Source organism: Rhodoplanes sp. Z2-YC6860 (assembly GCF_001579845.1).
GTDB lineage: Bacteria > Pseudomonadota > Alphaproteobacteria > Rhizobiales > Xanthobacteraceae > Z2-YC6860.
On the sequence record NZ_CP007440.1, the window covers coordinates 3,451,722 to 3,477,852 of the forward strand.

A 26,131-nucleotide genomic window follows, 5' to 3' on the forward strand; every position below is an offset into this window, starting at 1 on the left:
ATGAAGCTCCGGCTGACGATCTGCCTTGCGACCCTTTGTCTTGCCACCTTCGGCGTCCTCGCCGTTCTGCCGCTGCGCGACGCGAACACATTTCCGTTGAACGGTAATGATACGACGCTGCCGGCCGGCACCGAGTTCAACGAGGAAGCGCTCAATCGGCCGCGCGAGCTGTTCCACAGCGAGGCGTTCGGCGGCAAGAAATCGCACCTGGTCAACCTCGGCGACATGGCGTTCCATTCGCCGACGCTGTTCGGCGGTGCCGCGCGGCAGGCGGCGCTGAGCTGCGGCACCTGTCACGTCAACGGTGCGGGCAACGGCAAGCTGTTCGTGCCGGGCCTGTCGACGCGGCCCGGCAACTTCGACACCACGAGCCTGCTGTTCAACCCCAAGACATACGACGCGCAGATCAATCCGGTGCGTATCCCGAGCCTGCGCGGTGCGCGATATCTCGCGCCCTATGGCAATGACGGCCGCATCGGCTCGCTGCGTGAGTTCGTCCGCAACGTCATCGTCAACGAATTCGCCGGGGCCGAGCCCGAGCCGGCAATCCTCGATGCGTTGGTGGCATATATCAATGACATCGATTTTCTGCCGAATCCGCGGATCGGCGCCGGCGGGCGGCTCAGTCCCCAGGCCAACCAGTCCGAGCGCCGCGGCGAGACGCTGTTCTTCAGACCATTCCGCAACCAGGCGAACTTGAGCTGCGCCGGCTGCCACGTGCCGACCGGCGCCTTCGTCGATCATGCGCAGCATGACGTAGGCTCCGGCGGACTGTTCAAGACGCCGACACTCATGAACGCCAATTTCAACGGTACGTACTTTCACGACGGCCGTTACGCCAGCTACGACGAGGTCGTCGATCATTTCGATGATTACTTCGATCTCGGCTATTCCAGCCAGGACAAGACGGATCTGGTCGCCTACCTCAACGCCGTGGGCGATGCCGACCGGCCATACGAGCGCGACAACGGCGCACTGCGCATGAAAGAGGTCAACGATTTCTCCAGCGTGCTGCTGCTTGCCATTCCGGCACGCGACACCGCGGTCATCTCGATGGTGGCGACCACTGTGGGTGCCGAGCTTCGCGAACTCGCCGAGCGCATTCCAGACCACAAGAACACCGCAGTGGACGGCGGGCTCGATGAACGCCGCGCCGCACGCAATGCGGTGAAGGATCTGGTGCTCAATCTGCGCCGCATCGAAATCGCGGCCGCGGCCGGCGATTTCGACAAGGCGGCGGCCGAGTATCAGAGCTTCAGCGACCAGACCTTCATCCAGGTGCCGGCGCTGCTCAAGAAGGCGCAGGCCTGGACGCTGTTCAACTCCGGCGTCAGCGACGCCCATTACGGCGCGATGCGGCAGATGCTGCAACCGCCGAACGGACCTGCCTCGGACGGGCAGGCCCGTTAGGCGCTGCCCGCCTACGAGGCGAGTGCCTCTTCGTCCTCCCGCACGTCTTCGGCAACGGGCTCCGTGTCCTGCGGCGGTTCGTCCCTGAGCGTTTCCGTCAAGCGGGCGAGCCTCAACCAGGCCAGCGCCATATTGAGGACGATGATGCGATCCCCCGGCGTCTGCTCGCTCTGCGCCCGGAGCATGCAGTCGGCGGCGTATTCACGGTAGCTTTCCACATTCATCATCGATGGTCCCCGCGTTGAACGATTCGCCCGTCCCAGCCTTCATTCATAGGGGCAGCCAAGTGTGGCCTGCTGCCGACAGGAATGGGGCGATGTCGGCAGGCACTGCCCGATCTCGGACATGATTGGACGGCCGAATTCGAATCGCGAATCGGCACTTTCCAAAGATGCAACCCACAGAATGTAAAGTCTCCACAAGCGCGAGCGACTCAGATTAATCGAAGCCTTGATGGGGATGCAGGCTGGGGAGCGGCAAGGCTCGGGTTGGCTGGCGCTGTGGTGGAGTCGCAGGTTTGAGTATCGTCGGCAGATCGAACTTGCAGTGGTTGATATGCACGACCGGTATGGCGCAGCCGCCTATGGCATTGCGCGGAATTCGGCGCGTGCGCGGGGCGGAGCCGAGCATCGCCGATTCTGGAGCCGAGTGGCACGGCGGCTGCGACGCCATGCTCTCGCTGGCAGTGTCGGCTTCCTGATCGGCAACCGCACCGCCTGAAGCGTCACCATTCGAGCGAACGGCTTTCAGCTTGCTTGGCGCACGAGTGCCCTGCGCCGTGCTGAAGGCTGCGGCTCATCGCCGCTTCCGCTGCCGCTCGTTTCCACGCTGCTCCAGACATGCTCGGTGTTGCAGTACGGACAAAAGATGCGTCCGCTGAACATGTCGGTCGATGCGCCGGCGTTATGGTTGCTGATGATGTAGTTGCCGGTGTAGCGGCACCGGATCATGGTCCGTGCCATGGTCAAGACTCCTTGTTGCCTCTGCAACGTCGATGTCACAACCAGCGGCGCGGGCGTGGGTTCCCTTCATGAAACGGCACGATCATGCCGTTTCATGAAGGCTGGCCGACAATTCTCTCTTTATTCCAATGAGAGATGAGGCGAAGCGTGCGCCCCGGCGCAATTGGCGCCGATGTGGCGTCAATTTCTCGTCAAACTGTCGGGCGTGCGGCGGATTCACTCTGTTGTGAACGCTTTCGTTTGATTATGGCGTTTGCGAGTCCTGCGCTTTTGCAAAACTGCCGCAAATCTTCGCTATCGAGGCGACCGTTGGACTGCGCGATTCAAAAAGCCTTAAGCCGATGAAGCGAAGCGCCTCTCGCGGCCTTAGGCAAAGCCCCAGCCGGCATCGACACGCCGGCTGGGGCTTTCTTTGTTGAGCGCTGCCGCGCGTATTCAAGCATCCTGCTTGTCGAGCACCGTGCGCACCTTGGTCGCGAGCTGCTCGAGCGTAAACGGCTTGCTCAGAAGCTGAACGCCGGGATCGAGCACGCCGCCATGCACAACGGCATTGGGTGTGTAGCCGGTGGTGTAGATGACCTTGAGATCGGGCCTTCGGCGCAGTGCTTCGTCGGCCAGCGTTTTGCCGTTGACCTCGGGCATCACGACATCGGTGAACAGGAGCGCGATATCGTTGCGGAGCTCCAGCACCGCGAGCGCCTGTGCCGCGCTTTCCGCATCGAGCGCGGTATAGCCGAGCGCGGTGAGACTCTCCATCGTCGTGCGCCGCATCAACTCGTCGTCCTCCACCACAAGGATGACCTCGCGGGCGTTGCCGCTGCTGACTGCTGCGGCAGAGGGCGGGGGCGCGGCGGCAGCCTCACCTATGAAACGCGGCAGATAGATCTTGATCGTCGTGCCGGCGCCGAGCTCGGAGTAAATCTTGACGTGACCGTGCGATTGCTTGACGAAGCCGAACACTTGGCTGAGGCCCAGTCCGGTGCCAGTGCCAGCCGGCTTGGTGGTGAAGAACGGGTCGAACACGCGACTGACGGTTTCGGCGGACATGCCGGTGCCGGTGTCGGTGATGGCCACCATGACGTACTGGCCGGGCTCGACGTCGGTGTTGTCGCGGGCATAGGCCTCGTCGAGATAGGCGTTGGCGGTTTCGATGGTCAGACGGCCGCCGTCGGGCATCGCATCGCGGGCGTTGATCGCGATGTTGAGGATGGCGTTCTCGAGTTGATGCGGATCGGCCCGGGAGGTCCACAGGCCGCCGGCCTTGACGGTCTCGATCTGGATCTGCTCGCCAAGCGTCGACCGCAACAGGTCCGACATATTGGCCATCATCCGGTTGGCATCGATCGGTTGCGGCGCCAGCGGTTGACGGCGTGCGAAGGCGAGCAGCCGTTGTGTCAGCGAAGCGGAGCGCTTGGCGGCTTCGAGCGCCGCGCTGAGCTGCCGGTCGATGTTGAAGTCTCCAGCAGTGATCCGCCGCTTCATCAGTTCGAGGCTGCCGGAGATCACGGCGAGCATGTTGTTGAAGTCGTGCGCGATGCCGCCGCTGAGCTGTCCGATCGCCTCCATCTTCTGCGCCTGGCGGAGCTGGCTTTCCGCGGTTTCGCGCTGGCTGATCTGCTTCAGCAGTTCTTCGTTGGTGTCGACGAGCTGCCGGTGGGTGCTGTCGATCGCGGCGAACGAGCGGCGCGTCAGCATGGCGCCGAACACCGCAGACGCGCAGATCAGCACAAAGGCCAGCGCCGCTCCGGATTCGAGCAGCACGCCATAGAGCTGCTGGGCGGCCTGCCGCTTTTGCAGCAGACCGTTTTCCTCCTGCTCCATCCGTCCGACCAGTGTGCGGATTTCGTCCATCAGATTCTGGCCGCTGTCGCTGTTGACCACGGAGAGCGCGCGGTCGTTGTCGCCGGACCGCTTGAGCTCGACCGTGCTGCGCACCTCGAGGAGCTTGTCGGCGGTGATTTGCCGCAGTCGGCGGACTGCATCCTGTTGCGCCGGGTTGTCGCCAACGAGCTTCTCAAGCTCGCCGAGCGCGCGGGGGATCGCCTCGGCGGCGGCCTCGTAGGGCGTCAGATAGAGCTCGCGCCCCGTGTACAGATAACCGCGCTGGCCGGATTCAGCGCGCTGGATCAGTGTCACCACCTGGGCGATCTGATTGCGAACCTCGAGGGTGCGGCGCACCCGGTCGTGTTCGCTTTGCTGGAGTGCCACGAACCAGAACGCCACCCCGACCAGGATGGCGGCGAGCACGGTGCTTGCGACGAGGCTGAAGTTGAGCCGCCTGAGGCTCACATCGATAAGCGACCTGAAACGTACCGGCATGAAGTGGAATCAGCCTGAGAAGCCCCGGCGCAGGATATGGCAACGCCGTCTGGCCGGACAAGGATCGCGTTGTGGGGCCTGGGCTTGGCTTAACGACGCAGCGCAGGCGGCCTGGCGAGGGGCAGCGGGACCGCCGCGGGTTCCGCGGGGGCCGAGACCTTGACGGCAGCGGGCGCTCCGCCGGCCTGCGGCGCCGACAGAGCCATTGTCGCGGCCGGCGCGCCGTCCGACGCCTCACCGTGCGGTTCCGCGGCGCCGACCGTGTAGCTGCCGCGGCAGAACAGCCGCTTGGCGGCGTCGCTCTCGCCAAACACCTCGGCATAGGCCGCGATGTCGGCACCGGTGATGACCGGCAGATTCTCGGTCTTGGGCTGGCTCGCCGCGACGGTCCGCATGGCTTCGAGCGCCACGCTCGCGGCCTTCGATGCCTGCTGGGATTCGACATTGGCCTTGGCAGAAGCCTGTGCGGCCTGCTCAGCCGGGCCTTTCGTCTGCAGCTCGCGCGCCGTCGCTGCCTTCTGAACCTCGTCGGCCGCGGCCGCCGTTTTGATGGCGTTCTGCACCAGATCGGCGCGGCGTGAGGCCTCGCGTGTCGCGGCCTCCGCATCGGCACGCGCCAGGTCGCGGAAGGCGGCCGCCGCGTCGGCGGCGTGCCGGGCATCGCTCGATTGCAGCGATGCGGACTGCGCCAGAGAGGTGATGCGCGCGGCTTCGCGGGCCTCGTTTGCGAGCGCTGTCTTGGCCTCATCGCGCGCGGTTTCGGCGTTGCGCGAAGCGTCGCGGCCTTCGGTCGACAGACGCTCGGCAGTCCGGGCGGCGTTCAAAAGCCTCGCGGCTTCCTTGGCGGCGGCCTCGGAGGCAGACTTGGCCTGGTCGCGGGCGGTCTCGGCGGCCGTGGCGGCATTCGCCGCCGCGGTCGCTATGGCCTGCGCATCCTGCGCGGCGCGCCCGAGTTGCGCCGAAAGCGCGGCCGCTGCGCTGGCGGTTGATTGCGCGCGATCCCGCGCAGCCGTGGCCATCTTGATCGAAGCGACAGTGACTTTCAGCGCAGCCTGTATCGTCGAAGCCGCATCGGCGGCATCGCGGGCGGCGTCGGCGATTGCCGAGTCGGATTTGCCGGCATCGGAGAGCTGCTCTGCCGCTGCCATGGTGCGGTTCAGCGTCGCGGTCGCGTCGTCAGCGCTCTTTTGCAGGGTGGCGAGCCCTTCGGTGAACTCGCGTGCCGCGTCCGCAAGCTTGTTGCTGAAATCCTGCTGGACGTCGGCTGTGCCCTTGGCCCCCTGGTATTTCTGCTGCTCGGTCTCGGCCACCACCTTGGCGGCCTCAAGCTTGCGCTGCTGCTCGGTCACCTCGACTGCCGCGGTGTCGGCCTTGCGCTGCTGCGCGGTGGCGGCGGACTGCGCGGCGCCGGCCTTCTGTTGCAAATCGGCGGCCTGGCGGATCGCCAGGTCGAGTTTCTGCTGCAGATCGGCCAAGCTGCGGCTCTGCGCATCGACCTTTTTCTGTTGTTCGGCGACGGCGCGCTGCGCGGTCTCGAGCGCCGCGAGCGCCACGGTTGTGGCACCCTGCCGCGCCGTGGTCTCGATTTCGGCCACGCGCAGCGCTTCGGACGTGTCTTTCGCCACCTCGGCCTGGGCATTCGAAGCATCGCGCGCTTGCGACAACGCGGTCGCGGCTGCTTTCGCTTTCGCCTGCGCGTCGGCCGCTGCGGCAGCCGCGCTCTTGGCAATGCCATCGAGCCTCGCGGCCTCCTGGGCTGTGGCACCGGCGTGCGATTTTGCCTGGGCCGCGGTTGCGGTCGCGGCATTGGAGGCGAGCAGCGCCCGGGCGTGATCGTCGACGTAACGCAGCACCGCGTTGAGGCGCGCGCGATCCTCGACCGCCGGCGGCCGCAGCACGCCGTCAACGTGCGCCACCATCAGCTCTTCGGGTTCGACCGACAGAAGCTTGACGCGTTCTGCGTTGCTTTCGTCGATCGCCGGATCGGATATCGCGGCTTTGATCGCGCCGAGATAGCTCGCAAAATTGAGATAGCGCTCGAGGAAGTCGGGCGGGCTGTAGGCGCGGTTGGCTTGCAATGGCGCGAAAGCCTTGTCACGCGCCATGGCGTTGCCGAGGAAGCAGCGCCAGTGATCCTTGGGCTGCCAGCCGGTGACCTGCATCGCGGCGCGAAGCTTGCGCAGGCGGTCGAAATCGATGCGAGCGAAGATACGGGTCTTGGCCGGCGTCGCGCCGCGCAGCGTCAGCCGGTCGCTGTCGAGCGTGACGGTCCAGTTCGCGACCGCGGTGACGGCATCCTGCCGCACCAGCGCCTCGCCGGTGGGGGTGTCGAGGCGGGCGTTGCTCGGCACCACCTGAATGAAGCTCAAGCGGTTCGTGTTCACTTTGAGTCTGGCAGTGGCGACCTGTGGCAGATCGCTGCACACCTTGTTCTCAAGGCAGCTGCGATGGCTGCCAGCCCAGAAGTTCATGACGCGGTCGGTGACGCGGCCATCCGGGTTGATCTGCAGCACCTCTTCCATCGGCGTGATGGCGCCGGACTTCCATTGCTTGGGGAGCGTGTCGTCGATCGCGATCCACCAGCCGGATACATCGCGCAGCTCCACGGCTTGCGCAGGGCGCGCTGATTGGCCCACAGCCATCAGGACCGCCACCGTCGCCAGAAATGCGGAACGCCGCATCGTCGCCACCCGAGCCATCGCAATTCCTGTCGCCCGCGCGGGCGTCCGAACAAACTGTCAATTTATAACCCGCCGGAGGGGCAGGCAACGCGACCACATGAAGGGCTGTTCAGATTCACAGCGTAAAAAGCGGTACTTCGCGTGTGCGGTAGCGGCAGCAGGACCCACCAATGAATCTCATGGCGCAAGCGGCGAGCCGAGCTTCCGCGCCGTCTCCTCGATCCAGGCGCGATGCAAAGTCAGCGGCGTGACGCCGGTGAGCCCGCCGCAGCCGGCCGTGTTGGCAGGCCCGGTCGACCAGCTCACCACGCCGATCACCGAATAGCTTCCGGTGTTGTTGATGAAAGCGGGGCCGCCGGAATCGCCCGTGCAGGCGCCGAGGCCGGCGCGCTCGCCGCGCATGTCCGGATCGACCAGCCGGATCTGCAACGTGCCGGGCTTGCCGGTTGCGATCAGCACGGCGGCGCGCGGCGTGCCCTGGCCGGTATCGCTATTGGCAACCGTGCTGCCAAAGCCTGCGATGACGAAGCGGTCCCCCGGCGCGACGGTGGAGGGCGTGGCGATCGCCGCCGGAAGAATCTCGGCCGGCAATCCACCATCGACCTTCAGCAGCGCCACATCGGCGGTGACGCGGCCCGACGCGTAGTCCTTCGGATTGTAGCGCGGATGAACCACGACGCTTTTGAGCGGCAGTCCCGGTGGAGCAATGCCGGGCAGGAACACGCGATAGGTCGCAGGCGGCGCCACGCAGTGTCCGGCGGTGAGGACAAGATCGCGCGCGATTGCTGTGCCGGTGCAGAGATTGCCGCGCGTCGACACGATCATCACGATGTGGCGGCCGACGGCTGCCGTGCGGACAACGGTTGCGTTTCCGACCAGCGCGAACGCGTGCGAACTGCAAACCAGCGAGAATGCGAAGGCGAGGAGGGGGCGGCGCATGGCAGCGCCGATCAAGCCGTCCGCCCGACGGTTGTCAATCGAGGGCCGGCCTGCCTTGTTGATGGCCGATTTCCGGACTTGTTTGGACGCAGTTCGCAACTACGTCAGCGGTCGCTCGCGGCCGTCGGCGGGCTGGTGTTCAAAAGAAAATGATCGACCGTTCATGCGGCATTCACCGGGCGGTTCATATGACGGAACGCATGGTGCGGTTCGCTGGCATAGCGCTCGTTCTCGCTGCTGTTTCCGCTGCCCGGGCGATCCCGGCACAAGCAGCGGACGAAGCTCGCGCTTGTCTCAGCAAATCCGAACAACGGGCGGCGATTTCCACCGGCCATGCTGTTACGCTGGCGCAGGCGATTCGCACGGCCCGTGGCACCGCTCGCGGCGGTCACGGCCCTCGCGAGGTCGTTAACGCCAAGCTCTGCCGGGAGGAAAAGGGCCTCGTCTATCTGCTGACAGTCTTGTCGCGGGATGGCAAAGTCACCCACATGACTGTCGACGCGACCAGCGGCAAGGTCGTTGACGCGCTTTGACGGCGCCCTGATTTGGAGGAATCTCCTTGCGTCTCCTCGTCATCGAGGACGATCCCGACCTCAACCGGCAACTGGCCACGGCCCTGACCGATGCGGGCTATGTGGTCGATCGCGCCTTTGACGGCGAAGAAGGGCACTATCTCGGCGAGACCGAGCCCTACGACGCCGTGATCCTCGACATCGGCCTGCCGAAAATGGACGGCATCTCGGTGCTGGAGTCCTGGCGCCGGGCCGGCCGCGCCATGCCGGTGCTGATGCTGACCGCCCGCGACCGCTGGAGCGACAAGGTGCAGGGCTTCGACGCCGGCGCCGACGACTATGTCGCCAAGCCGTTCCATCTCGAGGAGGTGCTGGCGCGCATCCGCGCGTTGCTGCGCCGCTCGGCCGGCCATGCCAAGAGCGAACTCAACTGTGGGCCGGTGCGGCTCGACACCCGTACTGGACGCGTTGCGGTTGACGGCAATCCGGTGAAGCTCACGAGCCACGAATACCGGCTGTTGTCCTACCTGATGCACCACGCCGGCCGCGTGGTGTCGCGCACCGAGCTGGTCGAACATCTCTACGATCAGGACTTCGACCGCGACAGCAACACCATCGAGGTGTTCGTCGGCCGCATCCGCAAGAAGCTTGGTGTCGATATCGTCCAGACGGTGCGTGGGCTCGGATATCTTTTGACACCTCCCGATGCGCGCTAACTCGCTTGCGCTGCGGCTGTTCCTTTCTGCGACGGTCTGGACCACACTCATTCTGCTCGTCACCGGCTTCGCGCTGTCCGGGCTCTATCGCAACTCGGTCGAGCGCGGCTTCGACCGCCGCATTGGCGTTTATCTGAAGACGCTGATCGCCGACCTTGCGTCGCCCGACATCCCGATCGAGAAGACCGGTCAGATGCTCGGCGAGCCGCTGTTCGAGCTTCCGTTGTCCGGCTGGTACTGGCAGGTGACGCGGCTCGACCGCACCAAGCCCGAGATCACCTCGTCGCGCTCGTTGTGGGATCGCACCCTGCCGCATGTCGAGCCGCAGGCGGTGCCGGAGCCGGACGGCGCCCGCAAGGCTTATGTGCAGGGGCCGGAGGATCAGCGGCTGCGACTCGTCGAGCGCGATGTGGACTTGGGCGACGACGGCCGCTTTCTCGTCGCGGTGGCGGGTGACGCCGCCGAACTCGACGACGAGATCACGGCGTTCAACTGGGCCATTGCCACGACCTTCATGCTGCTCGCCGCGGTCTTGCTGTTGACCACGCTGTTCCAGGTGCGGTTCGGTCTCGCGCCGCTCGTTCGCATCTCGCGCGGGTTGGCCGCCATCCGCTCCGGCACGGCCGAAAAGCTCGAAGGCCGGTTTCCGGTCGAGATCGAGCCGCTCGCGCGCGAAACCAATGCGCTGCTCGACTCGAATCGCGAGATCGTCGAACGCGCCCGCACGCATGTCGGCAATCTCGCCCATGCGCTGAAGACGCCGCTCTCGGTGATGATGAACGAGGCTGCGGCGCGGCCCGACGATCCGCTCGCCGGCAAGGTCTCGGAGCAGATCGGAATCATGCGCGATCAGGTGACGCGGCATCTCGAGCGCGCGCGGATCGCGGCCCGCGTTGCCGTGGTCGGCACCATCACCGATGTGGTGCCGGTGGTGCAGGCGGTGGCGCGCACCATCGAGAAGACCCAGCGCGACAAGGATCTCGAGATCGCGATTGACGTGCAGGGCGAGGCGCGCTTCCGCGGCGAGCGTCAGGACCTGGAAGAGATGGTCGGCAATCTCGTGGACAATGCAGGCAAATGGGCAAGCTCGCGCGTTTCAATCGAGGTGCTGCTGGAGCGGCCCGAGCCCAGCCGCCAGGCGGTGCGTATCGTGGTCGACGACGACGGGCCGGGGCTCTCGCCCGCGCAGCGCGAGCAGGTGGCCCGCCGCGGCCAGCGGCTTGACGAGAGCAAGCCGGGCTCAGGTCTCGGTCTCTCTATCGTGGTCGAGCTCGCGCGGCTTTACGGCGGCGCACTCAATCTCGGCACCGCGCCGATCGGCGGGTTGCGTGCTGAACTCGTGCTTCCGGCGGGTTGAGTACGTATTCGGACGGATACCGCATCCGCGAAGTCCCGCTTATCAGGTTGTGCCTGGAACTGAATGCAGCCTGTGCTTGGTAGGCAGGCGAGCAGGTCGTGTCGTTCGCGGCGGCTGAGATTGGCTCTTGCGTGGCCAAAGTGGCGCGGCTGTCGGCTCGGAAAACCGAACTCTCGGCGCTTGCGTCTAATCGCGGAGGTCATTCCGCGGGACCTAGCCCACGCGTCGTTTCTGAGGGCGATTGGGCTCAGTCATCCTTGTGTCGCCTATACGACAAAAGATTAGGGATGATAGCGCGTCTGTGAAATGCAACCTTTGAGAGTGTTTACTAGAGAGTGACATGCACCGTCGGCACGAGCCCACGAACGTACCCATCGAGATTCTTCGGTCGCTCGTCGTCATCCTCGACCGGGGCAGCTTCACCAATGCTGCACGCGAGCTTGCTTTGACGCAGTCGGCCATCAGCGCCCAAATGAAGCGCCTGAAAAGCATCCTCAGCGATGATGTTTTTGAGCCGGGGAAACTCAACATTACCCTCACCAAGCGCGGCGAATGGGTCGCGTCGTTCGCTCGCAGAATTGTCGCGATGAATGACCAGCTCATTGGCGGCTTCAGCGCCGAGTCACGTGTCGGCATTTCGATGCTCTATTCCGGCAGCGTTTTGCGAAAAATCGTATCGTCGTGCCGTGAGGCAGGTCTGGACGGCATCCGCTATCACTGTGACACCAGCACCAATCTTCTGAAACGTTTCGAGGCCGGCCATTTGGATGCCGTGCTGATCCTGTCGTCGTCTCCACGCCCGGACGCCCGCGCCGGGTGGTCAGAACCGATGGTTTGGACCAGTTCGAAATCCTTCGAACACGATCCCAGCAAGCCCTTACCGTGGCTGAGCTGGCCGGGGTCCGCCGAGGACGAAATTGCTCAGCATGCGTTCAGGCTGGCGAACACCCGGTATGAGACGGTTTTCGTGGCCGCCGATCTGACCTCGCATATGCAAGCCGTGTCCTCGGGGCTCGGATACCGGTTGATGCCTCTGCGGGCTGCGCCCGCGGACGTCAAGATTGCCGATGCGCCGTATCTGCCTTCGGTATCTCACATCCACTTCAGCGTCATGGTCGGCGAAGAATTGGCGCAGGAAAAAGCCGAGACTCTCACACGTTGTCTGCAAGACGCCGCGCGGTAAACGGTGCTCGGAGAAACTCTTGCGGCAGACGCAGCCAGTGCATTCGATGGCCGGTGGTCAGGTTTCGTCGCGCGCGGTCAATATCGCAATATAGAGAAGACCATCCGCCATTTCGGACCAACGCTCCCGATCGTGAGCGTCTCTGGCGTTCTCAGCCGCTTCGCGGCAATCCGCGGCGCGACCGATCAGAAAGGCGATGTCGCCCGGCAAGCCAACAGCCCCCGGGACGAACAAGGCGCCCACACTGGGACGGTCATTTGGGTCGTGACGGCCCACGCTTATCGTTTAACGGTTGACCGGATCGCAGGGCGCGGCCCCGCGTTGCTGCAGCGGTTCTGCCTCGACCCGCACGCCGAGCAGTTCTGCAGCGGCATTCGCGACGTCACACGCCTCGGCACGACTGTCGCACTCCAGAAATTGTCCCTCGAGAGTGCAAATGCCCCAGCGGTCGTTTCGCTGCGCGACACGATAGGTAAAGTCCGAAGTTATGCGAGCTTTTGCCGGCGCCCGTCCTTCGGGTTTGAGTGCGCCGTTGCGCTTTCCAAAGCTCATCTTGCGTGCCCGTACCAAGAGGAATTCGGTCTGGCGTGGCGGACAACCTCTACAATGGCGACGATCGCCGGTACCACAAAGTACATGTACTCGCGGATCTGCAGGTGTTCCGACAGGACGTAGAGAACGCTGGCGGCCGGGATGCTCCAGCGCAGGACATTGAAAAAACCTTCCTGAATGGACGACAGGAGCGGCGGGATGCCTTCCCTCTCTTGGCAATATCCGGCAACGACTTTGAGAATGCCGAAAGCGATCGCGGTGAGAAACAGAATCTGGATCGTGTTCATCGACGGGCTCCCGTATTTTGGAGCGGGGAGATGGAGTCGAACCACCGTCTCGACCTGGGTTAGGAAGCGCTCTGCCGTTGAGCTACACCCGCACAAGTGTTGCATAACAAGGCGTCGGCCAAACGCGGCTTAACGCGGACAACAATGATTTTTGTGGAACACGCTCGTCTGCTTCCGTGACACGGAAATCGCAATTCAGCGCGTGGGTTACAGCGGCGCGTGCATCGCGGCTGCCTTACCGACCGCGGTGATTGCTGCTCAGGGAGCCGAGCAGCACGCCGTCCGCGCCGGTGCTGACATTCACGTTGACCCCGATATCAGGCGCGCGAGGTTGAAATTGGTGCCAAGTTGTGGATTTATAAAATTGCTCTTAAAGATTGCGGTCACTTCGGCGTCCGGTGTGCTCCTGCTGCTGTGGTCGGCAGAAGCGTGCGTGCGGAGGCCGGCGCACGCAACGGCGATCAAGGCCCATTTCTTCGTGACATTTCCTCGCCAATAGAAGCCGAGCACCATCGCCCGGGGCCGGCGATTCATTGATATTTGTTGATTTCCAAAAACGATGTCCCATCGACAGTAATCGCGTTGTGCGCTCCGGATTGTTAGGCGGAGCATGATACGACGGCTGGGTAATCACTCGTTTTGGTTGCATTTGATACGATGGAGATCTGCGTGCTGGCGCGTTTCCAATCACCTTCTTTTCATGCGTTATAAAAAATGGCGCGTCAGAACTTCTTCGTCGAACTTTGAATGGAGGTGGGGTGTGATTCGCGTATTGGTTTAGCGGGTATCTTGGGGGCGACACCGGAATTCGCATCCGGAATCGGAATAGTGAGAAAACAGGGGGCAATCCATGCATCGGCGATATGACCGGAACCACATTCCGATCGAGTTGCTGCGCACGCTCGTCGCCATTGAAGCCGAAGGTAGTTTCACGAAGGCGGGGACGGTTCTCGGGCTGACGCAATCGGCCATCAGCGCGCAGGTTCGCCGCTTCGAGCAGCTCGTGGGAGGCGATGTTTTCGTAAAATCGGGCGGCGGTCTTTCGCTGACGCCTCTCGGCGCATCGATCGCTCAACACGCTCGCCGCATTCTGCAGATCAATGACCAGATTCTGTCGCGGCCTGGTGCGCAATCGTCGGAGCGGCTTGTGCGCATCGGTATATCGACGACGCTCGCGCCCGGGCTCCTGTTGCCGATACATCATAAATGCCGCACCAGCGGCAAGACTCATCAAATCCAGTTGCATTGCGAAGACTCCGTTGCCTTGAGCAGGGCCATCGAAGGCGGGTACCTCGATATTGCCGTGTTGTTCCTGTCGCAGGGGCAGACCCTCGAGGTCATGGAGGAGTGGCTGGAGCCCCTGGTCTGGGCCTGCTCGCCGAATTTGATCGTCAGCCCCAATGAGCGCATCCCCTACCTCAGTTGGCTGAACAATCCGGTCGACGACATTGCGATCTCCGCGCTGGAACGGGCCGGCCGCCACTATCTGGTGTCGTTTGCCACCCCCGATTTCAACGCCCGCATGATCGCTGCAGAGGGCGGCCTCGGATACACCTTGCTGCCGGAACGGGCGGTCACCGACCGTCTCAAGATCGCGCGCGAGAGTTTCCTGCCAAAGCTACCGCCCGTGCGGATCGGTGTGGTTGTTGGACCCGATTTCGACCAGCACGCCGCACGAGACCTGGTGCGCGCGGTCATCGAGGTGACGAGACCGGCGGAGCCGTTGCGGCTCGTGGTGGATCGGACGACAGGCGGAACTCTTTCCGTCGCGAGATCGTCGCAGCTGGCGCAATGGCGCTGAGTTCGTCGATGCATGAGCGATTTTGATTGGATTTCAAATCTGATCGCGCATTGAGGAGCGTCGATAATCCCTTTACCGGACGAAAGTGCGCAGCCCGCTACATCGGACTGCACACACGAGTTGTCTTGCCATGAAATTACGGTCCGAGTCGCTTCGCTACGTCGCGTGCCGCGAGGGCACATCGGCGATCGAATTTGCGATCGTGCTGCCGGTGTTTGTGATGCTCCTGTTCGGCATCATATCATATGGCGCGTATCTGGCCGTCGTTCACAGTGTCCAGCAGCTCGCCGCCGAGGCGACGCGTGCGGGGGTTGCCGGCCTGAGCGACAGCGAGCGCGCATCGCTCGCAAGCAGCAACATCGCCGCCAATGTCGCGTCCTATCCGCTGATTTCTGCAAAAAAACTCACGGTGAAGAGCGCGGCCACCGATCCGGCGACGAGCACGTTCTCGGTCACGCTGAATTACGACGCATCGGGCATGGTCGTCTTCACTCTGCCAAGCTTCGTACCGTCGCCGCCGACCACAGTCGTGCGTTCGGCGGCCATCCAGCGGGGCGGCTATTGATGACCCTCCGCCCGAACGCCGGATCGAGGTGGATCGGGCTCGCCAGGCTCGAACTTGCGAAGCTCGAACTTGCCAGGTTCACGGGCGATACACGCGCCAATGTCGCAGTCATCGCCGCGCTGCTCATGACTGTGGTGATGGGGTTTGCAGCGCTGGCCGTGGATGTCGGCAAGATGTTTACGGATCGGCGCAAGGCGCAGGGCACGGTCGATCTCGCGGCCATGGCCGCGGCCTCCGACCTCGCCAACGCCGTCAAGGCTGCCAACGCAACGGTCTCGCGCAACGGCTATGGCGGCGACACCTCGGTCACCGTCGAACTCGGGACTTATACGGCCAATGCCGCCGTTGCAGCGAACACCCGGTTCACGCCGTCTTCGGCACCAGGTGCCAATGCGGCGCGGGTGACGTTGCAGACCACCACCAAGCTTTTGTTCGGCAAGGTCCTGACCCACTCCGACAGCTTTGCGATCAAGACTTCGGCGATCGCCACGCAGTCCGCGTTTGCCGAGTTCGCGATCGGATCACGGCTGCTCCAGATCAACAACGGCATTCTCAACAGCGTCTTGGGCGGTCTGCTCGGCGCGAATCTGTCGTTGTCGGTGATGGACTATCAGTCCTTGATCAACGCAAAGGTCGACCTGTTCGATTTCGTGAACGCCATCGCGACGTCGGCGCAGATCACCGGCCCCACTTACAATTCCGTGCTCGGTGCGAACGTCAAGGTCGGCACCGTGCTGAACGCTTTGGCGACGACCGAGCAGAACGTGCCCGGCGCGAGTGGTGCCGCGAGTGCTCTGAGCAGTGTGGCAAGCTCTTACTCAGGGGGCTCCACCAAGATGAGCATTGCTCCTCTCGTGAATCTTGGGCCCTACAGCACGATGCCGCTTGGGCAGAAGCCGAAAACCTCTGTCACCGTTTCGGCGCTCGATGTGCTGAATGCGGCGGCACAGATTGCCAATGGCCAAAACCAGGCCAACGTGGCGCTTGGCGTCAATCTTCCAGGCATCCTCGGTGCGACATTGCAGCTCTCCGTCGGAGCGCGTCCGATCAACACGAGCTGGATCACGGTCGGCATGGCCGGCGCACAAGTCCACACGGCCCAGACCCGCCTTCTGTTGACGGTGCAAGTCGGAGGCACAGGCTCCATCGCATCGGTCAGCGTTCCAATCTATGTCGAACTGGCCTCCGCCACAGCATCGCTCACCAATGTGACTTGCACCTTTCCAGTCAGCGCATCGACGGTATCGCTCGGCGTGACGCCGTCTGTCATCGATGCGTGGATCGGGAATGTGTCGAGTGCCCAGTTCAATAATTTCACGTCCGCACCAAACCCTCCGGCGGCCATGCTGGTCAATGCCGCGGGACTGCTTCAGGTCACCGGGCTCGCCCATGTCACGATCAGCAACATGTCACCCCAAAACGTGACGTTCTCCTATTCCGACATCAGTCAGCAGACCAAGAAGACCGTCACCACCACCAATTTTACATCGTCATTGACCTCGCAGTTGCTGGCCAGCCTGCAGCTCAACGCCAATGTGCTGGGTCTCGGGCTCGGTCTGCCCGGCGTGCTGACCAGCCAAGTCGCGAACATCTTGGCGGGCGCGACGTCGCCGATCGATCAGCTTCTGGCGAGCGTTTTGTCCGCGCTCGGTGTCGGTATCGGCCAGGCTGACGTGTGGGTTCCTGGAATTCGCTGCGATGGCGCAGTCCTGGTCAACTGAAAGCCACCAGTCATGAGCGCAGCGAAGTCAAGGAACGCCTCGGATCAGCAGGATATGGAGCCTCCGCTTTGCCGGAAATGCTCGGGGGCCATGCGGCTTGTGTCGTGGATGCGTCGGACCAACGAACTGCCGGGCGTGTACGGTTTTCGTTGCGATCCGTGTCATGAGGTCTATGTTCTGGAGAATGCGTGATCAAAAAGCCGCGTGCAGCGGCGGTGCGGGAGAGGTGGGCTTGGAAAACTGCAACGCTCTTCTTTCGGGGGATACCGATGTTCTGGAAAGGCAAATCTGAGATTGAAGCCCGCAAATCCGCAAACGATGACCTAACCGGGCAGATCAAAGCCATCAATCGTTCGCAAGCTGTCATCGAGTTCGATCTGCAAGGAAAAATTCTGACCGCCAACGAGAATTTTCTCGCTGCTGTTGGCTATTCGCTGGACGAGATCAAAGGCCAGCATCATCGGATGTTCGTCGCGCTCGCCGATCGCGAGAGCGCCGAGTACAAGGCGTTCTGGGACAAGCTCGGCCGGGGCGAATTCGATGCCGGCGAATACAAGCGAATCGGCAAAGGCGGCAAGGAAATCTGGATTCAAGCAAGCTATAATCCGATTTTCGATTCCGCCGGCAACCCGTTCAAGGTCGTGAAATTCGCGACCGATGTCACGGCGTCGAAGCTGCGCAACGCCAATTTCGAAGGTCAGCTCGATGCGATCGGCAAGTCGCAGGCGGTGATCGAGTTCGACCTGAATGGCACGATTCTCACGGCCAACGATAATTTCCTGAAGACATTGGGCTATTCGCTCGACGAGATCAAAGGACAGCATCACCGGATATTCGTCACGCCAAGCGACCGTGAAAGTCCTGAATACAAGGCGTTCTGGGACAAACTTGGTCGCGGCGTATACGACGCCGGTCAGTACAAGCGCATTGCGAAGGGCGGCCGGGAGGTGTGGATCCAGGCGAGCTACAATCCCATTCACGATTTGAACGGCAAGCCCTACAAGGTCGTCAAGTTTGCCTCCGACATCACCGAGCTGCAGACCATCGCGGAATTCGTTTCCGAAGCGGCGCAGAACAAGGACCTGTCGCAGCGCCTGCCTTTGGCGGGAAAGGCCGGCGCAACGAAGCTGGTGAGCGAGGGCTTCAACAACTTCCTCGACACAGTCGTCCAGGTGCTTGCGCAGATCAAGTCTTCTTCTGCCGAGGTCGCCGATGCAGCGGCGGGCATTTCAACCGCAACCACCGATATGTCGCAGCGGACCGAGGAGCAGGCGGCAAGCCTGGAACAGACGTCGGCATCGATGGAGCAGATTGCATCGACCGTGAAGAAGAACGCCGAGAATGCCCGTAACGCCAGTCAGACCTCGTCCTCGACTTGCGATATGGCCGAGCGGGGCGGCGCGGTTGTCGCCCAGGCCGTTTCGGCGATGTCGAAGATCGAGGGGTCGTCGCGGCAGATCGCCGACATTATCGGTGTGATCGATGAGATCGCGCGGCAGACCAACCTGCTCGCGCTCAACGCGGCGGTCGAGGCCGCCCGCGCCGGCGATGCTGGGCGCGGCTTCGCCGTGGTGGCTTCCGAGGTGCGAAGCCTTGCGCAACGTTCCTCGCAGGCTGCGAAAGACATCAAGGACCTGATCAACAACAGCACGGGTCAGGTCAAGGAGGGCGTCGATCTCGTCAATCGCGCCGGCAGTCAGCTTCAGGAGATCGTCAAATCGATCAAGGGCGTGGCCGAGGTCGTCGCTGATATCGCGGCGGCGAGCAGCGAACAGTCCAACGGCATCGATCAGGTCAACAAGGCGATTGCTCAGATGGACGAAGTGACGCAGCAGAATTCGGCGCTGGTCGAAGAGAATGCTGCGACAGCGAAGACACTTGAAGAACAAGCCGCCAGCATGGACGGATTGATCGCGACCTTCATCCTGGCCGATTCGGAGAACGTGCAAAGTATCGCCACGGGCCATCCGCAGCGCACGGTTCAAGCGCCGCTCTCGGGAAGCGGTTTTCCCGCGGCTTCAGCGAAGGTTGTTGCGGTGTCTTCCATGCGGCGGAGCGCGTGAGGCATCGTACATGACAGTTCGGAGCGAGTGTCTTTTGACGTTCCCGTAATCTGTTTATCAAAAGACGCGATTTTTGCTGTGCACTGATCAAACAAACGGAGAGGTGAACAGCACGAACAGTTGCTGCACATTTTCTGCTGGGGAGTGTTTGGACTTATCGCGATGTCGGCTCGAAAACCATCTTGCATAGCCTCCATGCGCAATGGTTCGATTGATGTCAGTAGAATTACTGACGCGGCGAGCTAAAAACCGCGATACTCGCACTGCAACTTAAGCGAGTTTGCAATGCAGCGCCGTCACGACCAGGAGAATGTGCCGATCGAGATATTGAGATCGTTTGTAACGATTCTCGATACGAACAGTTTCACCCAAGCCGCTGTGGCGATGGGTTTGACGCAGTCAGCAATCAGCGCTCAGATGAAGCGGCTGCAGAATATTCTGGGGGACGAGCTGTTTGTCCGCCAACCGACTGGCGTGACGCTCACGAAGCGGGGTGAACTCGTTGCTACATTTGCTCGCCGAATTGTCGGATTGACGGATCAACTGCTGACGTTGAATGCGCAAGACCTCCGGATCGGCCTCCCTTCGCTGTACTCGAAGCCGCTGCTTCGGAGGCTGACTGAGAAACGCGCCCAGCTTGGGCTGGGAAATTTGCAGTACCGCTTCGATTCGAGCGGAAGCCTGATCAAGCAACTTGAAGCGCGACATCTCGACGTCGCGCTCGTTCTTTCTCCGGCATCGCGGCCGGATGCGAGGCGCTCTTGGTCATATCGGATGGTCTGGGTGACCTCGCGCGATTTTGTCCATGATCCAAGCAAGCCGATCCCCTGGCTGAGTTGGCCAGGGTCGACGACTGACGGATTGGCTGCCATCGCGTTTCGCAACGGCGGAGTTCAGTATCAGGCAGTCTCCATTTCTACGGACCAGACGTCGGCCACCGAGTCGGTCTACGCGGGGCTGGGTTTTCGTCTGATGCCCTACAATCACGTGCCGCGCGATCTGAAGATCGTCGAGCAAGGTGTTCTGCCTGACGCCGGCGACCTTTACGTGTGCATTTTGGTCAATGACGACAACGAGAACGAGGGAGTGCGTTCACTCGTTGAGATTCTTGAGGAGATGGTTCGTGGTGCGGAAGTTCGGCCGGAACCGGCCGCTTCCACGCTGAACCACGGGGACAACGCTCGTTCCACGGCCCGGTTGGGCCCCGGCAAGGCGCATTCGAACGTGGATTATGTCGCGGAAGGCGAAAGGTATCGCAAAAAGGCCGAGGAATGCCGCTCGTTGTCGGAAACGGCCTATTTGAACGTCAGCCGGGATCAGCTTGCGAAGATCGCCGACACTTATGATGGGATGGCCGAGGAGATGGAGCGGCTCGCCAAAAGCGGTCATCCCTGCAAGAAGGCCGGTTGACGTGTGTGATGTTGATGTTCGGCGGAATGAAGCGCAAGGCGTGTGCTGCCCGCGGGATAGGGCAGCCGGCTGAAGGTCAGATCGGGCCCACCTGCCTGCGAACCTCGTTTGCGACCGGCCGCAGCGTCTCGGCCGGCGCCTCGCCGACCAGGCTATAGCCGATGCCGGCGTCCGCCCAGACGAAGCCTGTGACGCTGCCTTTCGATTGAGGCGTCATCGGCGCATTCTGATCCGTCGTGCTCATCCGGCGCGTCAGCACCACAATCCGGCCGCCGTGATCGTCGTCGTACATGAACATGGCTGCGGGACCATGCGAAGTCGCCACCAGACGCCCGCCCATCAGCCGATAGCCCGACGTCGTCAGATCCGGCGCCTTGACCGGCTGTCCCAGTCGATGGGAGATCCATTGAACGAGCGCCGCGCTGTCGGACGCGCGCAGCTCGACCGGGCGGACGTGATCCGGCGCATAGACACTGTAGGAATCCGCGGCCTCCTGGGCGAGCACGGCCAATCCAGCGGGCGGAGGCTGAAGCGAACCACGCAGCGCCCAGCCGCCGGTGCCGCCGATGCTCAACAGCAGCATCGCGGCAACCGCCCACCACACCCGCGACGGGCGCCGCCTGCGGTTCTCGATGATCCGCGACAGAACAAGTTCGGCCGGCAACGGCTCCTCGGCAATCGGCGCCAGCGCCGAACGCAACAGCTCGCGCTGATCGGCAAACGCTCCGATACGTTTTGCAACATCCGGATGATCGGCCAGGTAAGAGGCGACTTCGGCTCGACGCTCGGGTTCGAGCGCATGGTCGACATAGGCGTGGAGATCGTCCTCCGTGATCGGCCGCTGGTTCATCGCTGGCTCCGTATCGGCACAACGTTGTTCGGCGCGCTGACCGGACCGTCGATCTCCTGCTGCAATTTCTCGCGGGCCCGCGACAGCCGCGACATCACCGTGCCCACCGGCACGTTCAATGCCTTCGCAGCCTCGGCATAAGAGAAGTCCTCGACCGCAACCAGCAGCAACACGGCCCGCTGCTCCTCTGGCAGCTTTGTCAGCTTGTTCAGCACATCCTGATAAACAAGCCTGTGTTCCTGCGCGGCGGCACCGTCGAATCCGGTTTCGCTTGCGGCTTCGATCGGCAAGTGCCTGCCGTGCGATGCCGCCTTGCGAAACTGACTGACGGCGAGGTTGTGCAGGATCGCGAACAGCCAGGCCCGAATGCTGCCGCCGCGCCGCTGGTGCCAGCCGCTGAGGGCTCGCTCCAGGCAATCCTGTACCAGATCGTCGGCAGCGGCGCTGTTGTGCAGCAGAGCGCGCGCGTAGCGACGGAGCGCCGGGATCAGCGGCTCGACCTGGACCAACATGTCCTGCATGACGCGCTCCGTCCGCCGTCCGTCATCGTCGAGCAGACCTCATCGGCTCTCGATCTGCACAGGCTCGCCTGGCATCGTCGGTTCGCCGGTCGTGATGACCAGATACCGCTTGGCGGCCTTGGCCGATGGGTCGACGATCTGCCGGATCGGACCGACGGCGTTGACGATAGCCGATCCGGCCGGGTTGGTCATGAAGCCGGCCAGCGGCTGCAACGATCCGCTGCCGTCCTCATGCTCCGCGAGCGCTAACACGTATTTCTGCTTCGGCTGAAGTCCGGTCACCGAGGCCTGCAGCACCTGGATCAGCCCCTGATCGAACAGCGACACGCTGGTCGGAGCCTTGCCGTCCTTGGCGCCACCCTTGGGCGACAGCGTCAGATGCGCAGCCTGGCCTGCTACGCCGAGCCCTTGCAGGTTCTGCCGGTCATCCGGATTGGGCGCGGCATTCGGTACATATGCGATAGCCTGAGGCGCCTGGCCGATCGGGATGTTTGCGATCACCTTGTTGGTCGCGGTGTCGATCGCGGCGAGCGCATCGGCATTCTCGAGTCCGACATAAATGCGCGTGCCGTCGCCGGAGGGCCAGACCCCATGCGGAAGATTACCGACCGGGATGGTCGCCACCTGCGAGAAGTCATCGGTGCGGAACACCTTGACCTCGTTGGTGCCTCCGATCGTGACGTAAGCGAACGTGCCTTTCGCGGTGTGCGCGAAGTTGACGTGATTGGTGATCGGGCCTGTGTCGATCGTCTTGATCAGATTGAACGGCGGTTTGGCGTCGAACACCTGCGTCTTGCCGATGTCCTTGAGCGTGAACCACACTTGGTCGCCCTCCGGCGTCGCCGCGATGTTCGGGCAGAACGGGCTCTCCTGCTTGACCTTGGCGACGATCTTGTGGTCGGCCACCGAGACGACGTCGGTCTCGGGGTTGAAGGACGAGCAGATGTAGCCGTACTTGCCGTCCGGCGAGAATATCTGCATGCCGGGGCCGGCCGGCGTGACGATCCGCGTCTTCTCCTCGAAGGTTTGAGGATCGATCACGGAGATATAGTTTTCGCCGCGCACGGTGACCCAGACCTCCTTGCCGTCGGGGGTGAAGAACGCCTCGTGCGGCGAACGGCCGATGTAAGTGGTGTGCTTGACCGCGTTGGTCGCCGTATCGATGAACGTCACCGAGTTCGAGCCGATCGACACCACGGCGAGCGTACGGTGATCGGGCGAATAGCCCATGCCGTGAACCAGCACCTGACCCTTGTAGAGCGGGGTGAAGTTGACCGGCTGCGGATCGCCGAGCCTGATGACGCCGAGGAGCTTGTTGTCGACCGGGTCTGTCACCGACACCGTGTTCGAGAACTGCTCCGCCGCGTAGACGCGGTCATGGTGACTGATCGGTATGTCGGGCGCGGAGAGGGCGCCGGGCGCCTGACCGGCCCAGGCGGCGGAACCAGTCGCCAGCATCGTGGCGGCGAGGAAAAACGTCTTACAGCTATTCATCCCTTTCTCCTATTGCTTCGCGGGCATGTGCATCTGCATGCCGGAATGATGGTGATCGGTCGTGGCTGGGCCGGGCTGAGGTTGGGTTGGCACAGGTGTGGTGTCGGTCGCAGGCTGGCCGATCGCGAGCTTCATGGCTGCGATCTCCTGCATCTGGTCGACGATGATCTCCTGGGCGATCCGGCGAAGCTGCTCGTTCTTGCCGTAGCGCAATTGAATGACCGCCATGTCGATGGCGCCCTGATGGTGCGGGATCATCATCGCAACGAAATCGCGATCCACGTCGCCGCTCGGCTTTGCCGCCATGTCGTTCATCATCTTCGTCATCGCGGCGTCATTCTCTTTCAGGAACGCGCTCTCTTCGGCGGACAGCGCAGCCGGAGCGTGCGCGGGATGAGTCTCATGAGCGAATGCCGGCGACGGCATCGCGGCTGCGATCAGGACTTGCGCGCCAAATATCGCCGCGACAGGACAGCGAAATCGAGAACCGGCGGCTGGCGCTGCAGTGAGGTGACGGAACGGTGAGCGGCGCATGCTGAACTCCCCATGCAGGTGGTTGCATGGGGGTGTGACGTCGGCGCTCGCGTTCTATTCCTCACCGGTCATCGGCATTCCGCTTGCCGGAATGTCCGTGGTTCGGAAAAGCCAGTCGAAACAATGACAAAGCGCTATCGCACGACGTGATCACATAAACGTTAGCGCAGCCGGCTGGCTTGGTTGAATTGCCTGCCCACAGCGCGTCAAAGAAGCGAGCCAACGCGCTTATGGCGGCGCCAGAATTGCTATTTTTTTGCTCTCGCGGTTGTCTTCGCCGGCCTTTTCTTTGCGGCGGCCTTCGCGGCCGCCTTCTTCACCGGCGCCTTCTTCGCGGCCGCCTTCTTCCACAATTCCTTGCTCGCAAGCCGCGCGCCTTCGGCCAGCGCCTCGAACTTTGCCCAGACGATGCTCGGGTGCACCTCCTTGCTGCCCGCGAAGGTCGCGAAGCCGCAATCGGAGCCCGCTATCACGCGCTCGCGGCCGACGAGGCTCGCGTAACGCATGATGCGCTCAGCGACGAGCTCGGGATGCTCGACCAGGACGGTCGAATGGCTGATCACGCCTGGGATCAGCACCTTGTCCTTCGGCAGCTTCGCGTTGCCCCAGACCTTCCATTCGTGCTCGTGCCGCGGGTTCGCGGCCTCGAACGAATAGGCGCCGGCGTTGATCTTCATGATGATGTCGATGAGGTGTTTGACCTCCATGTCATGCACCCGCGGCCCCATGTTGATGCCGTAGCAGGTGTGGTGACGAATTTTTTCGGGGGGAATGCCGCGCAAGGCGTGGTTGAGCGCTTCGACGCGCAGCACCGCCCACTTGCGGCATTCCTCGATTGTCGCGTTGGGATTGACGAGATAGTAGGAGACGAGTCTCGGGTCGTCGATCTGCACGAGGAAGCCCGCGTCGACGATCGCCTTGTATTCCTCGCGCATCGCCTCGGCGATGGCGAACAGATATTCCTCCGCGGACTTGTAGTAGCGATTGAGCATCCAGTCTTCGATGTTGGCGACTGAAATCGCCGGCATGAAGGCTTCGACGCCGGTGTCGCCGATCGCCGCTTTGAGATTGGCGATGTCGCGTTGCAGGAGCGACTGGCCGCGATAGGTGACCGGCCCGGTGCAGACCATGCGGATGTTGCGCGCCGGTGCGGACGCGTAGAACTCAGGAAACGCCAAACCTTCGCGCGATTCCGACCACGAGCCGCGGCGCGGCGCGTTCGCATCGGCCTCGAAGCCGGCGAGCCGGTCGTTGACATAGGTGACGAAGCTCGGTTTGGAGTACTCGCCATCGTCGATCACATCGAGGCCGAGCTCGATCTGCTTTTTGACGATGTCCTTGACGGCCCCGGGAAGCCGCGCCCGCTGCGCGTCCTCGTCGATCGGCTTGCCCTCGGCCTTGGCGACCAGCATCTCGATCATATCGGCCGGCCGCGGCAACGAGCCCGCATGCGTGGTGATGATTCGTTTGGTGCTGTGCTGCATGACGCTCTCTGCTTGCCATTCGACGCGCGCGGAAGGCTAGCGGCTCCGAACCCTATCCGCCAGCATGGGCAACGGCTTGCGGCCGGGTGGGCAAGATTGGTCGCAGGGCGCGGCCGGAGTTTTGCCCCAATCGGTGCGTCTAGCTTGCGGCAGGTGGGAGGGTCTGCCTGGTGTTCCATTGGCCGGACCACGAAGGCGACTGAAGGCGGGGGACTGCGATGAAATTCAGACTTCTGGCGATGGCGCTCCCGGGTGCGTTCCTGGGCGTGAGCCTCGCGGGTTGCGCGGCGGACTCGGGGCCGAAAGAGGCGGGCGGCACGCTGGTGGGCGCCGGCGCGGGCGCGCTGATCGGCAATGCGATCGGCGGCGCAGCCGGCAACCGGGCAGCCGGGACCATTGCCGGCGCCGCGATCGGCGGACTGATCGGCAATCGGGTCGGGGCCGCGATGGATGACGAGGACAAGCGCCGGGCTTACGAGGCGCAGATGCAAGCGCTGGAAGCCGGGCCCTCGGGAGCACCGGTTGCCTGGCGTAATCCCGATTCCGGCCGCTACGGCTCGGTGGTGCCCGGTGCGGCTTATCAGGCCAACGGCATGAATTGCCGGCCTTATACGCACACGATCTATATCGACGGCCGGCCGCAGACGACCCGCGGCACAGCCTGTCGTAATCCGGACGGCACCTGGACGGCCCTGCAAGGTTGAGGGCGGAAACATCGATTGCGACGCGGGCGGCGAAAGCCGCCCGTTTTCGTTATAGAGAGCAGTCGC

24 protein-coding genes and 1 tRNA gene are annotated in these 26,131 nt (G+C 63.0%); 11 read left to right on the forward strand and 14 right to left on the reverse strand.

The genetic code is table 11. The features are described 5' to 3' along the window. Positions 1-1,410: a cytochrome c peroxidase gene (locus tag RHPLAN_RS15925; RefSeq protein WP_068019748.1), complete on the forward strand. Its 1,410-nt coding sequence runs from the start codon at positions 1-3 to the stop codon at positions 1,408-1,410. 11 nt (positions 1,411-1,421) lie between these two features. Here the strand turns inward: RHPLAN_RS15925 and RHPLAN_RS15930 are convergent, their stop codons facing one another. From RHPLAN_RS15930 to RHPLAN_RS15950, 5 genes are all read right to left on the reverse strand, one after another. Beyond that, entirely contained in the window at positions 1,422-1,637 is a 216-nt protein-coding gene (locus tag RHPLAN_RS15930; RefSeq protein WP_068019750.1) for a hypothetical protein, read from the reverse strand. A gap of 519 nt (positions 1,638-2,156) precedes the next feature. Further along, on the reverse strand, positions 2,157-2,372 hold the full coding sequence (locus tag RHPLAN_RS15935) for a hypothetical protein (RefSeq protein ID WP_068019751.1): 216 nt from the start codon (positions 2,370-2,372) through the stop codon (positions 2,157-2,159). 435 nt (positions 2,373-2,807) lie between these two features. Continuing rightward, positions 2,808-4,691, reverse strand: a complete 1,884-nt coding sequence (locus RHPLAN_RS15940; RefSeq protein ID WP_068019752.1) for a CHASE3 domain-containing protein — start codon at positions 4,689-4,691, stop codon at positions 2,808-2,810. A gap of 89 nt (positions 4,692-4,780) precedes the next feature. Continuing rightward, entirely contained in the window at positions 4,781-7,372 is a 2,592-nt protein-coding gene (locus RHPLAN_RS15945; protein WP_157100296.1) for a coiled-coil domain-containing protein, read from the reverse strand. A 177-nt stretch (positions 7,373-7,549) separates the two neighbouring features. Then, positions 7,550-8,311: a S1 family peptidase gene (locus RHPLAN_RS15950; protein ID WP_068031311.1), complete on the reverse strand. Its 762-nt coding sequence runs from the start codon at positions 8,309-8,311 to the stop codon at positions 7,550-7,552. A gap of 188 nt (positions 8,312-8,499) precedes the next feature. Between RHPLAN_RS15950 and RHPLAN_RS15955 the strand changes: the two genes are divergently transcribed. The 4 genes from RHPLAN_RS15955 to RHPLAN_RS15970 all read left to right on the forward strand — a co-directional run bounded on the left by RHPLAN_RS15955 (position 8,500) and on the right by RHPLAN_RS15970 (position 12,079). After that, positions 8,500-8,844 (forward strand): PepSY domain-containing protein, encoded by a 345-nt coding sequence (locus tag RHPLAN_RS15955; RefSeq protein ID WP_068019757.1) that lies wholly within the window; start codon positions 8,500-8,502, stop codon positions 8,842-8,844. Between the two features lie 26 nt (positions 8,845-8,870). Continuing rightward, positions 8,871-9,539, forward strand: coding sequence for a response regulator transcription factor (locus tag RHPLAN_RS15960; RefSeq protein ID WP_068019758.1), 669 nt, complete (start codon positions 8,871-8,873; stop codon positions 9,537-9,539). Then, the gene (locus RHPLAN_RS15965) at positions 9,529-10,896 is read left to right on the forward strand and encodes a sensor histidine kinase (protein ID WP_068019759.1); all 1,368 of its coding nucleotides are present in this window, start codon (positions 9,529-9,531) and stop codon (positions 10,894-10,896) included. The genes RHPLAN_RS15960 and RHPLAN_RS15965 overlap by 11 nt, the downstream gene beginning before the upstream one ends. A 340-nt stretch (positions 10,897-11,236) precedes the next feature. Then, the gene (locus RHPLAN_RS15970) at positions 11,237-12,079 is read left to right on the forward strand and encodes a LysR family transcriptional regulator (protein ID WP_068019761.1); all 843 of its coding nucleotides are present in this window, start codon (positions 11,237-11,239) and stop codon (positions 12,077-12,079) included. Positions 12,080-12,136: 57 nt separating this feature from the next. Here RHPLAN_RS15970 and RHPLAN_RS15975 read toward each other — a convergent pair whose 3' ends face one another. From RHPLAN_RS15975 to RHPLAN_RS39400, 4 genes are all read right to left on the reverse strand, one after another. After that, positions 12,137-12,289 carry a hypothetical protein gene (locus tag RHPLAN_RS15975; protein ID WP_157100297.1) on the reverse strand — a complete coding sequence of 51 codons (153 nt, stop codon included), beginning with the start codon at positions 12,287-12,289 and terminating at the stop codon, positions 12,137-12,139. Between the two features lie 75 nt (positions 12,290-12,364). Next, positions 12,365-12,631, reverse strand: coding sequence for a hypothetical protein (locus tag RHPLAN_RS15980; RefSeq protein ID WP_068019765.1), 267 nt, complete (start codon positions 12,629-12,631; stop codon positions 12,365-12,367). Further along, on the reverse strand, positions 12,628-12,918 hold the full coding sequence (locus RHPLAN_RS15985) for a hypothetical protein (RefSeq protein ID WP_157100298.1): 291 nt from the start codon (positions 12,916-12,918) through the stop codon (positions 12,628-12,630). Before RHPLAN_RS15985 ends, RHPLAN_RS15980 begins: the two co-directional genes overlap by 4 nt. Positions 12,919-12,936: 18 nt before the next feature. Next, positions 12,937-13,010: transfer RNA gene (locus RHPLAN_RS39400), tRNA-Ser, on the reverse strand. 758 nt (positions 13,011-13,768) lie between these two features. Here RHPLAN_RS39400 and RHPLAN_RS15995 point away from each other — a divergent pair. The 5 genes from RHPLAN_RS15995 to RHPLAN_RS16015 all read left to right on the forward strand — a co-directional run bounded on the left by RHPLAN_RS15995 (position 13,769) and on the right by RHPLAN_RS16015 (position 20,478). Further along, positions 13,769-14,719, forward strand: a complete 951-nt coding sequence (locus tag RHPLAN_RS15995; protein WP_068019771.1) for a LysR family transcriptional regulator — start codon at positions 13,769-13,771, stop codon at positions 14,717-14,719. Between the two features lie 130 nt (positions 14,720-14,849). Next, positions 14,850-15,284, forward strand: coding sequence for a TadE/TadG family type IV pilus assembly protein (locus RHPLAN_RS16000; RefSeq protein ID WP_068019773.1), 435 nt, complete (start codon positions 14,850-14,852; stop codon positions 15,282-15,284). After that, a complete protein-coding gene (locus RHPLAN_RS16005; RefSeq protein WP_084244987.1) occupies positions 15,284-17,005 on the forward strand; it encodes a TadG family pilus assembly protein in 1,722 nt (573 codons plus the stop codon). The genes RHPLAN_RS16000 and RHPLAN_RS16005 overlap by 1 nt, the downstream gene beginning before the upstream one ends. A 269-nt stretch (positions 17,006-17,274) precedes the next feature. Continuing rightward, on the forward strand, positions 17,275-19,068 hold the full coding sequence (locus RHPLAN_RS16010; RefSeq protein ID WP_068019776.1) for a methyl-accepting chemotaxis protein: 1,794 nt from the start codon (positions 17,275-17,277) through the stop codon (positions 19,066-19,068). Positions 19,069-19,353: 285 nt separating this feature from the next. After that, a complete protein-coding gene (locus tag RHPLAN_RS16015; protein ID WP_068019778.1) occupies positions 19,354-20,478 on the forward strand; it encodes a LysR family transcriptional regulator in 1,125 nt (374 codons plus the stop codon). A 76-nt stretch (positions 20,479-20,554) separates the two neighbouring features. On the opposite strand, the gene RHPLAN_RS16020 is transcribed toward RHPLAN_RS16015, so the two are convergent. The 5 genes from RHPLAN_RS16020 to RHPLAN_RS16040 all read right to left on the reverse strand — a co-directional run bounded on the left by RHPLAN_RS16020 (position 20,555) and on the right by RHPLAN_RS16040 (position 25,361). Continuing rightward, positions 20,555-21,328: an anti-sigma factor family protein gene (locus RHPLAN_RS16020; RefSeq protein WP_068019779.1), complete on the reverse strand. Its 774-nt coding sequence runs from the start codon at positions 21,326-21,328 to the stop codon at positions 20,555-20,557. Continuing rightward, on the reverse strand, positions 21,325-21,849 hold the full coding sequence (locus RHPLAN_RS16025; RefSeq protein ID WP_068019784.1) for an RNA polymerase sigma factor: 525 nt from the start codon (positions 21,847-21,849) through the stop codon (positions 21,325-21,327). The genes RHPLAN_RS16020 and RHPLAN_RS16025 overlap by 4 nt, the downstream gene beginning before the upstream one ends. A gap of 39 nt (positions 21,850-21,888) precedes the next feature. Beyond that, positions 21,889-23,343, reverse strand: a complete 1,455-nt coding sequence (locus tag RHPLAN_RS16030) for a YncE family protein (protein WP_068019786.1) — start codon at positions 23,341-23,343, stop codon at positions 21,889-21,891. Between the two features lie 9 nt (positions 23,344-23,352). Continuing rightward, complete coding sequence (locus RHPLAN_RS16035) at positions 23,353-23,769, reverse strand: DUF305 domain-containing protein (RefSeq protein WP_198165078.1); 417 nt, start codon at positions 23,767-23,769, stop codon at positions 23,353-23,355. 356 nt (positions 23,770-24,125) lie between these two features. Beyond that, positions 24,126-25,361 (reverse strand): cobalamin-independent methionine synthase II family protein, encoded by a 1,236-nt coding sequence (locus tag RHPLAN_RS16040; protein ID WP_084244989.1) that lies wholly within the window; start codon positions 25,359-25,361, stop codon positions 24,126-24,128. A gap of 218 nt (positions 25,362-25,579) precedes the next feature. On the opposite strand from RHPLAN_RS16040, the gene RHPLAN_RS16045 reads away from it, so the two are divergent. Beyond that, the gene (locus RHPLAN_RS16045; RefSeq protein ID WP_237180153.1) at positions 25,580-26,065 is read left to right on the forward strand and encodes an RT0821/Lpp0805 family surface protein; all 486 of its coding nucleotides are present in this window, start codon (positions 25,580-25,582) and stop codon (positions 26,063-26,065) included. The last annotated feature ends 66 nt before the right edge of the window (positions 26,066-26,131 follow it).

What these genes read in the sequence shown, in the direction of transcription:
- RHPLAN_RS15925 (WP_068019748.1), top strand. Translation starts at nt 1, where the DNA reads ATGAAGCTCCGGCTGACGATCTGCCTTGCGACCCTTTGTCTTGCCACC.
- RHPLAN_RS15930 (WP_068019750.1), bottom strand. Translation starts at nt 1,637, where the DNA reads ATGATGAATGTGGAAAGCTACCGTGAATACGCCGCCGACTGCATGCTC.
- RHPLAN_RS15935 (WP_068019751.1), bottom strand. Translation starts at nt 2,372, where the DNA reads ATGGCACGGACCATGATCCGGTGCCGCTACACCGGCAACTACATCATC.
- RHPLAN_RS15940 (WP_068019752.1), bottom strand. Translation starts at nt 4,691, where the DNA reads ATGCCGGTACGTTTCAGGTCGCTTATCGATGTGAGCCTCAGGCGGCTC.
- RHPLAN_RS15945 (WP_157100296.1), bottom strand. Translation starts at nt 7,372, where the DNA reads ATGCGGCGTTCCGCATTTCTGGCGACGGTGGCGGTCCTGATGGCTGTG.
- RHPLAN_RS15950 (WP_068031311.1), bottom strand. Translation starts at nt 8,311, where the DNA reads ATGCGCCGCCCCCTCCTCGCCTTCGCATTCTCGCTGGTTTGCAGTTCG.
- RHPLAN_RS15955 (WP_068019757.1), top strand. Translation starts at nt 8,500, where the DNA reads ATGACGGAACGCATGGTGCGGTTCGCTGGCATAGCGCTCGTTCTCGCT.
- RHPLAN_RS15965 (WP_068019759.1), top strand. Translation starts at nt 9,529, where the DNA reads ATGCGCGCTAACTCGCTTGCGCTGCGGCTGTTCCTTTCTGCGACGGTC.
- RHPLAN_RS15970 (WP_068019761.1), top strand. Translation starts at nt 11,237, where the DNA reads ATGCACCGTCGGCACGAGCCCACGAACGTACCCATCGAGATTCTTCGG.
- RHPLAN_RS15980 (WP_068019765.1), bottom strand. Translation starts at nt 12,631, where the DNA reads ATGAGCTTTGGAAAGCGCAACGGCGCACTCAAACCCGAAGGACGGGCG.
- RHPLAN_RS15985 (WP_157100298.1), bottom strand. Translation starts at nt 12,918, where the DNA reads ATGAACACGATCCAGATTCTGTTTCTCACCGCGATCGCTTTCGGCATT.
- RHPLAN_RS15995 (WP_068019771.1), top strand. Translation starts at nt 13,769, where the DNA reads ATGCATCGGCGATATGACCGGAACCACATTCCGATCGAGTTGCTGCGC.
- RHPLAN_RS16000 (WP_068019773.1), top strand. Translation starts at nt 14,850, where the DNA reads ATGAAATTACGGTCCGAGTCGCTTCGCTACGTCGCGTGCCGCGAGGGC.
- RHPLAN_RS16005 (WP_084244987.1), top strand. Translation starts at nt 15,284, where the DNA reads ATGACCCTCCGCCCGAACGCCGGATCGAGGTGGATCGGGCTCGCCAGG.
- RHPLAN_RS16010 (WP_068019776.1), top strand. Translation starts at nt 17,275, where the DNA reads ATGTTCTGGAAAGGCAAATCTGAGATTGAAGCCCGCAAATCCGCAAAC.
- RHPLAN_RS16015 (WP_068019778.1), top strand. Translation starts at nt 19,354, where the DNA reads ATGCAGCGCCGTCACGACCAGGAGAATGTGCCGATCGAGATATTGAGA.
- RHPLAN_RS16020 (WP_068019779.1), bottom strand. Translation starts at nt 21,328, where the DNA reads ATGAACCAGCGGCCGATCACGGAGGACGATCTCCACGCCTATGTCGAC.
- RHPLAN_RS16025 (WP_068019784.1), bottom strand. Translation starts at nt 21,849, where the DNA reads ATGCAGGACATGTTGGTCCAGGTCGAGCCGCTGATCCCGGCGCTCCGT.
- RHPLAN_RS16030 (WP_068019786.1), bottom strand. Translation starts at nt 23,343, where the DNA reads ATGAATAGCTGTAAGACGTTTTTCCTCGCCGCCACGATGCTGGCGACT.
- RHPLAN_RS16035 (WP_198165078.1), bottom strand. Translation starts at nt 23,769, where the DNA reads ATGCCGTCGCCGGCATTCGCTCATGAGACTCATCCCGCGCACGCTCCG.
- RHPLAN_RS16040 (WP_084244989.1), bottom strand. Translation starts at nt 25,361, where the DNA reads ATGCAGCACAGCACCAAACGAATCATCACCACGCATGCGGGCTCGTTG.
- RHPLAN_RS16045 (WP_237180153.1), top strand. Translation starts at nt 25,580, where the DNA reads ATGAAATTCAGACTTCTGGCGATGGCGCTCCCGGGTGCGTTCCTGGGC.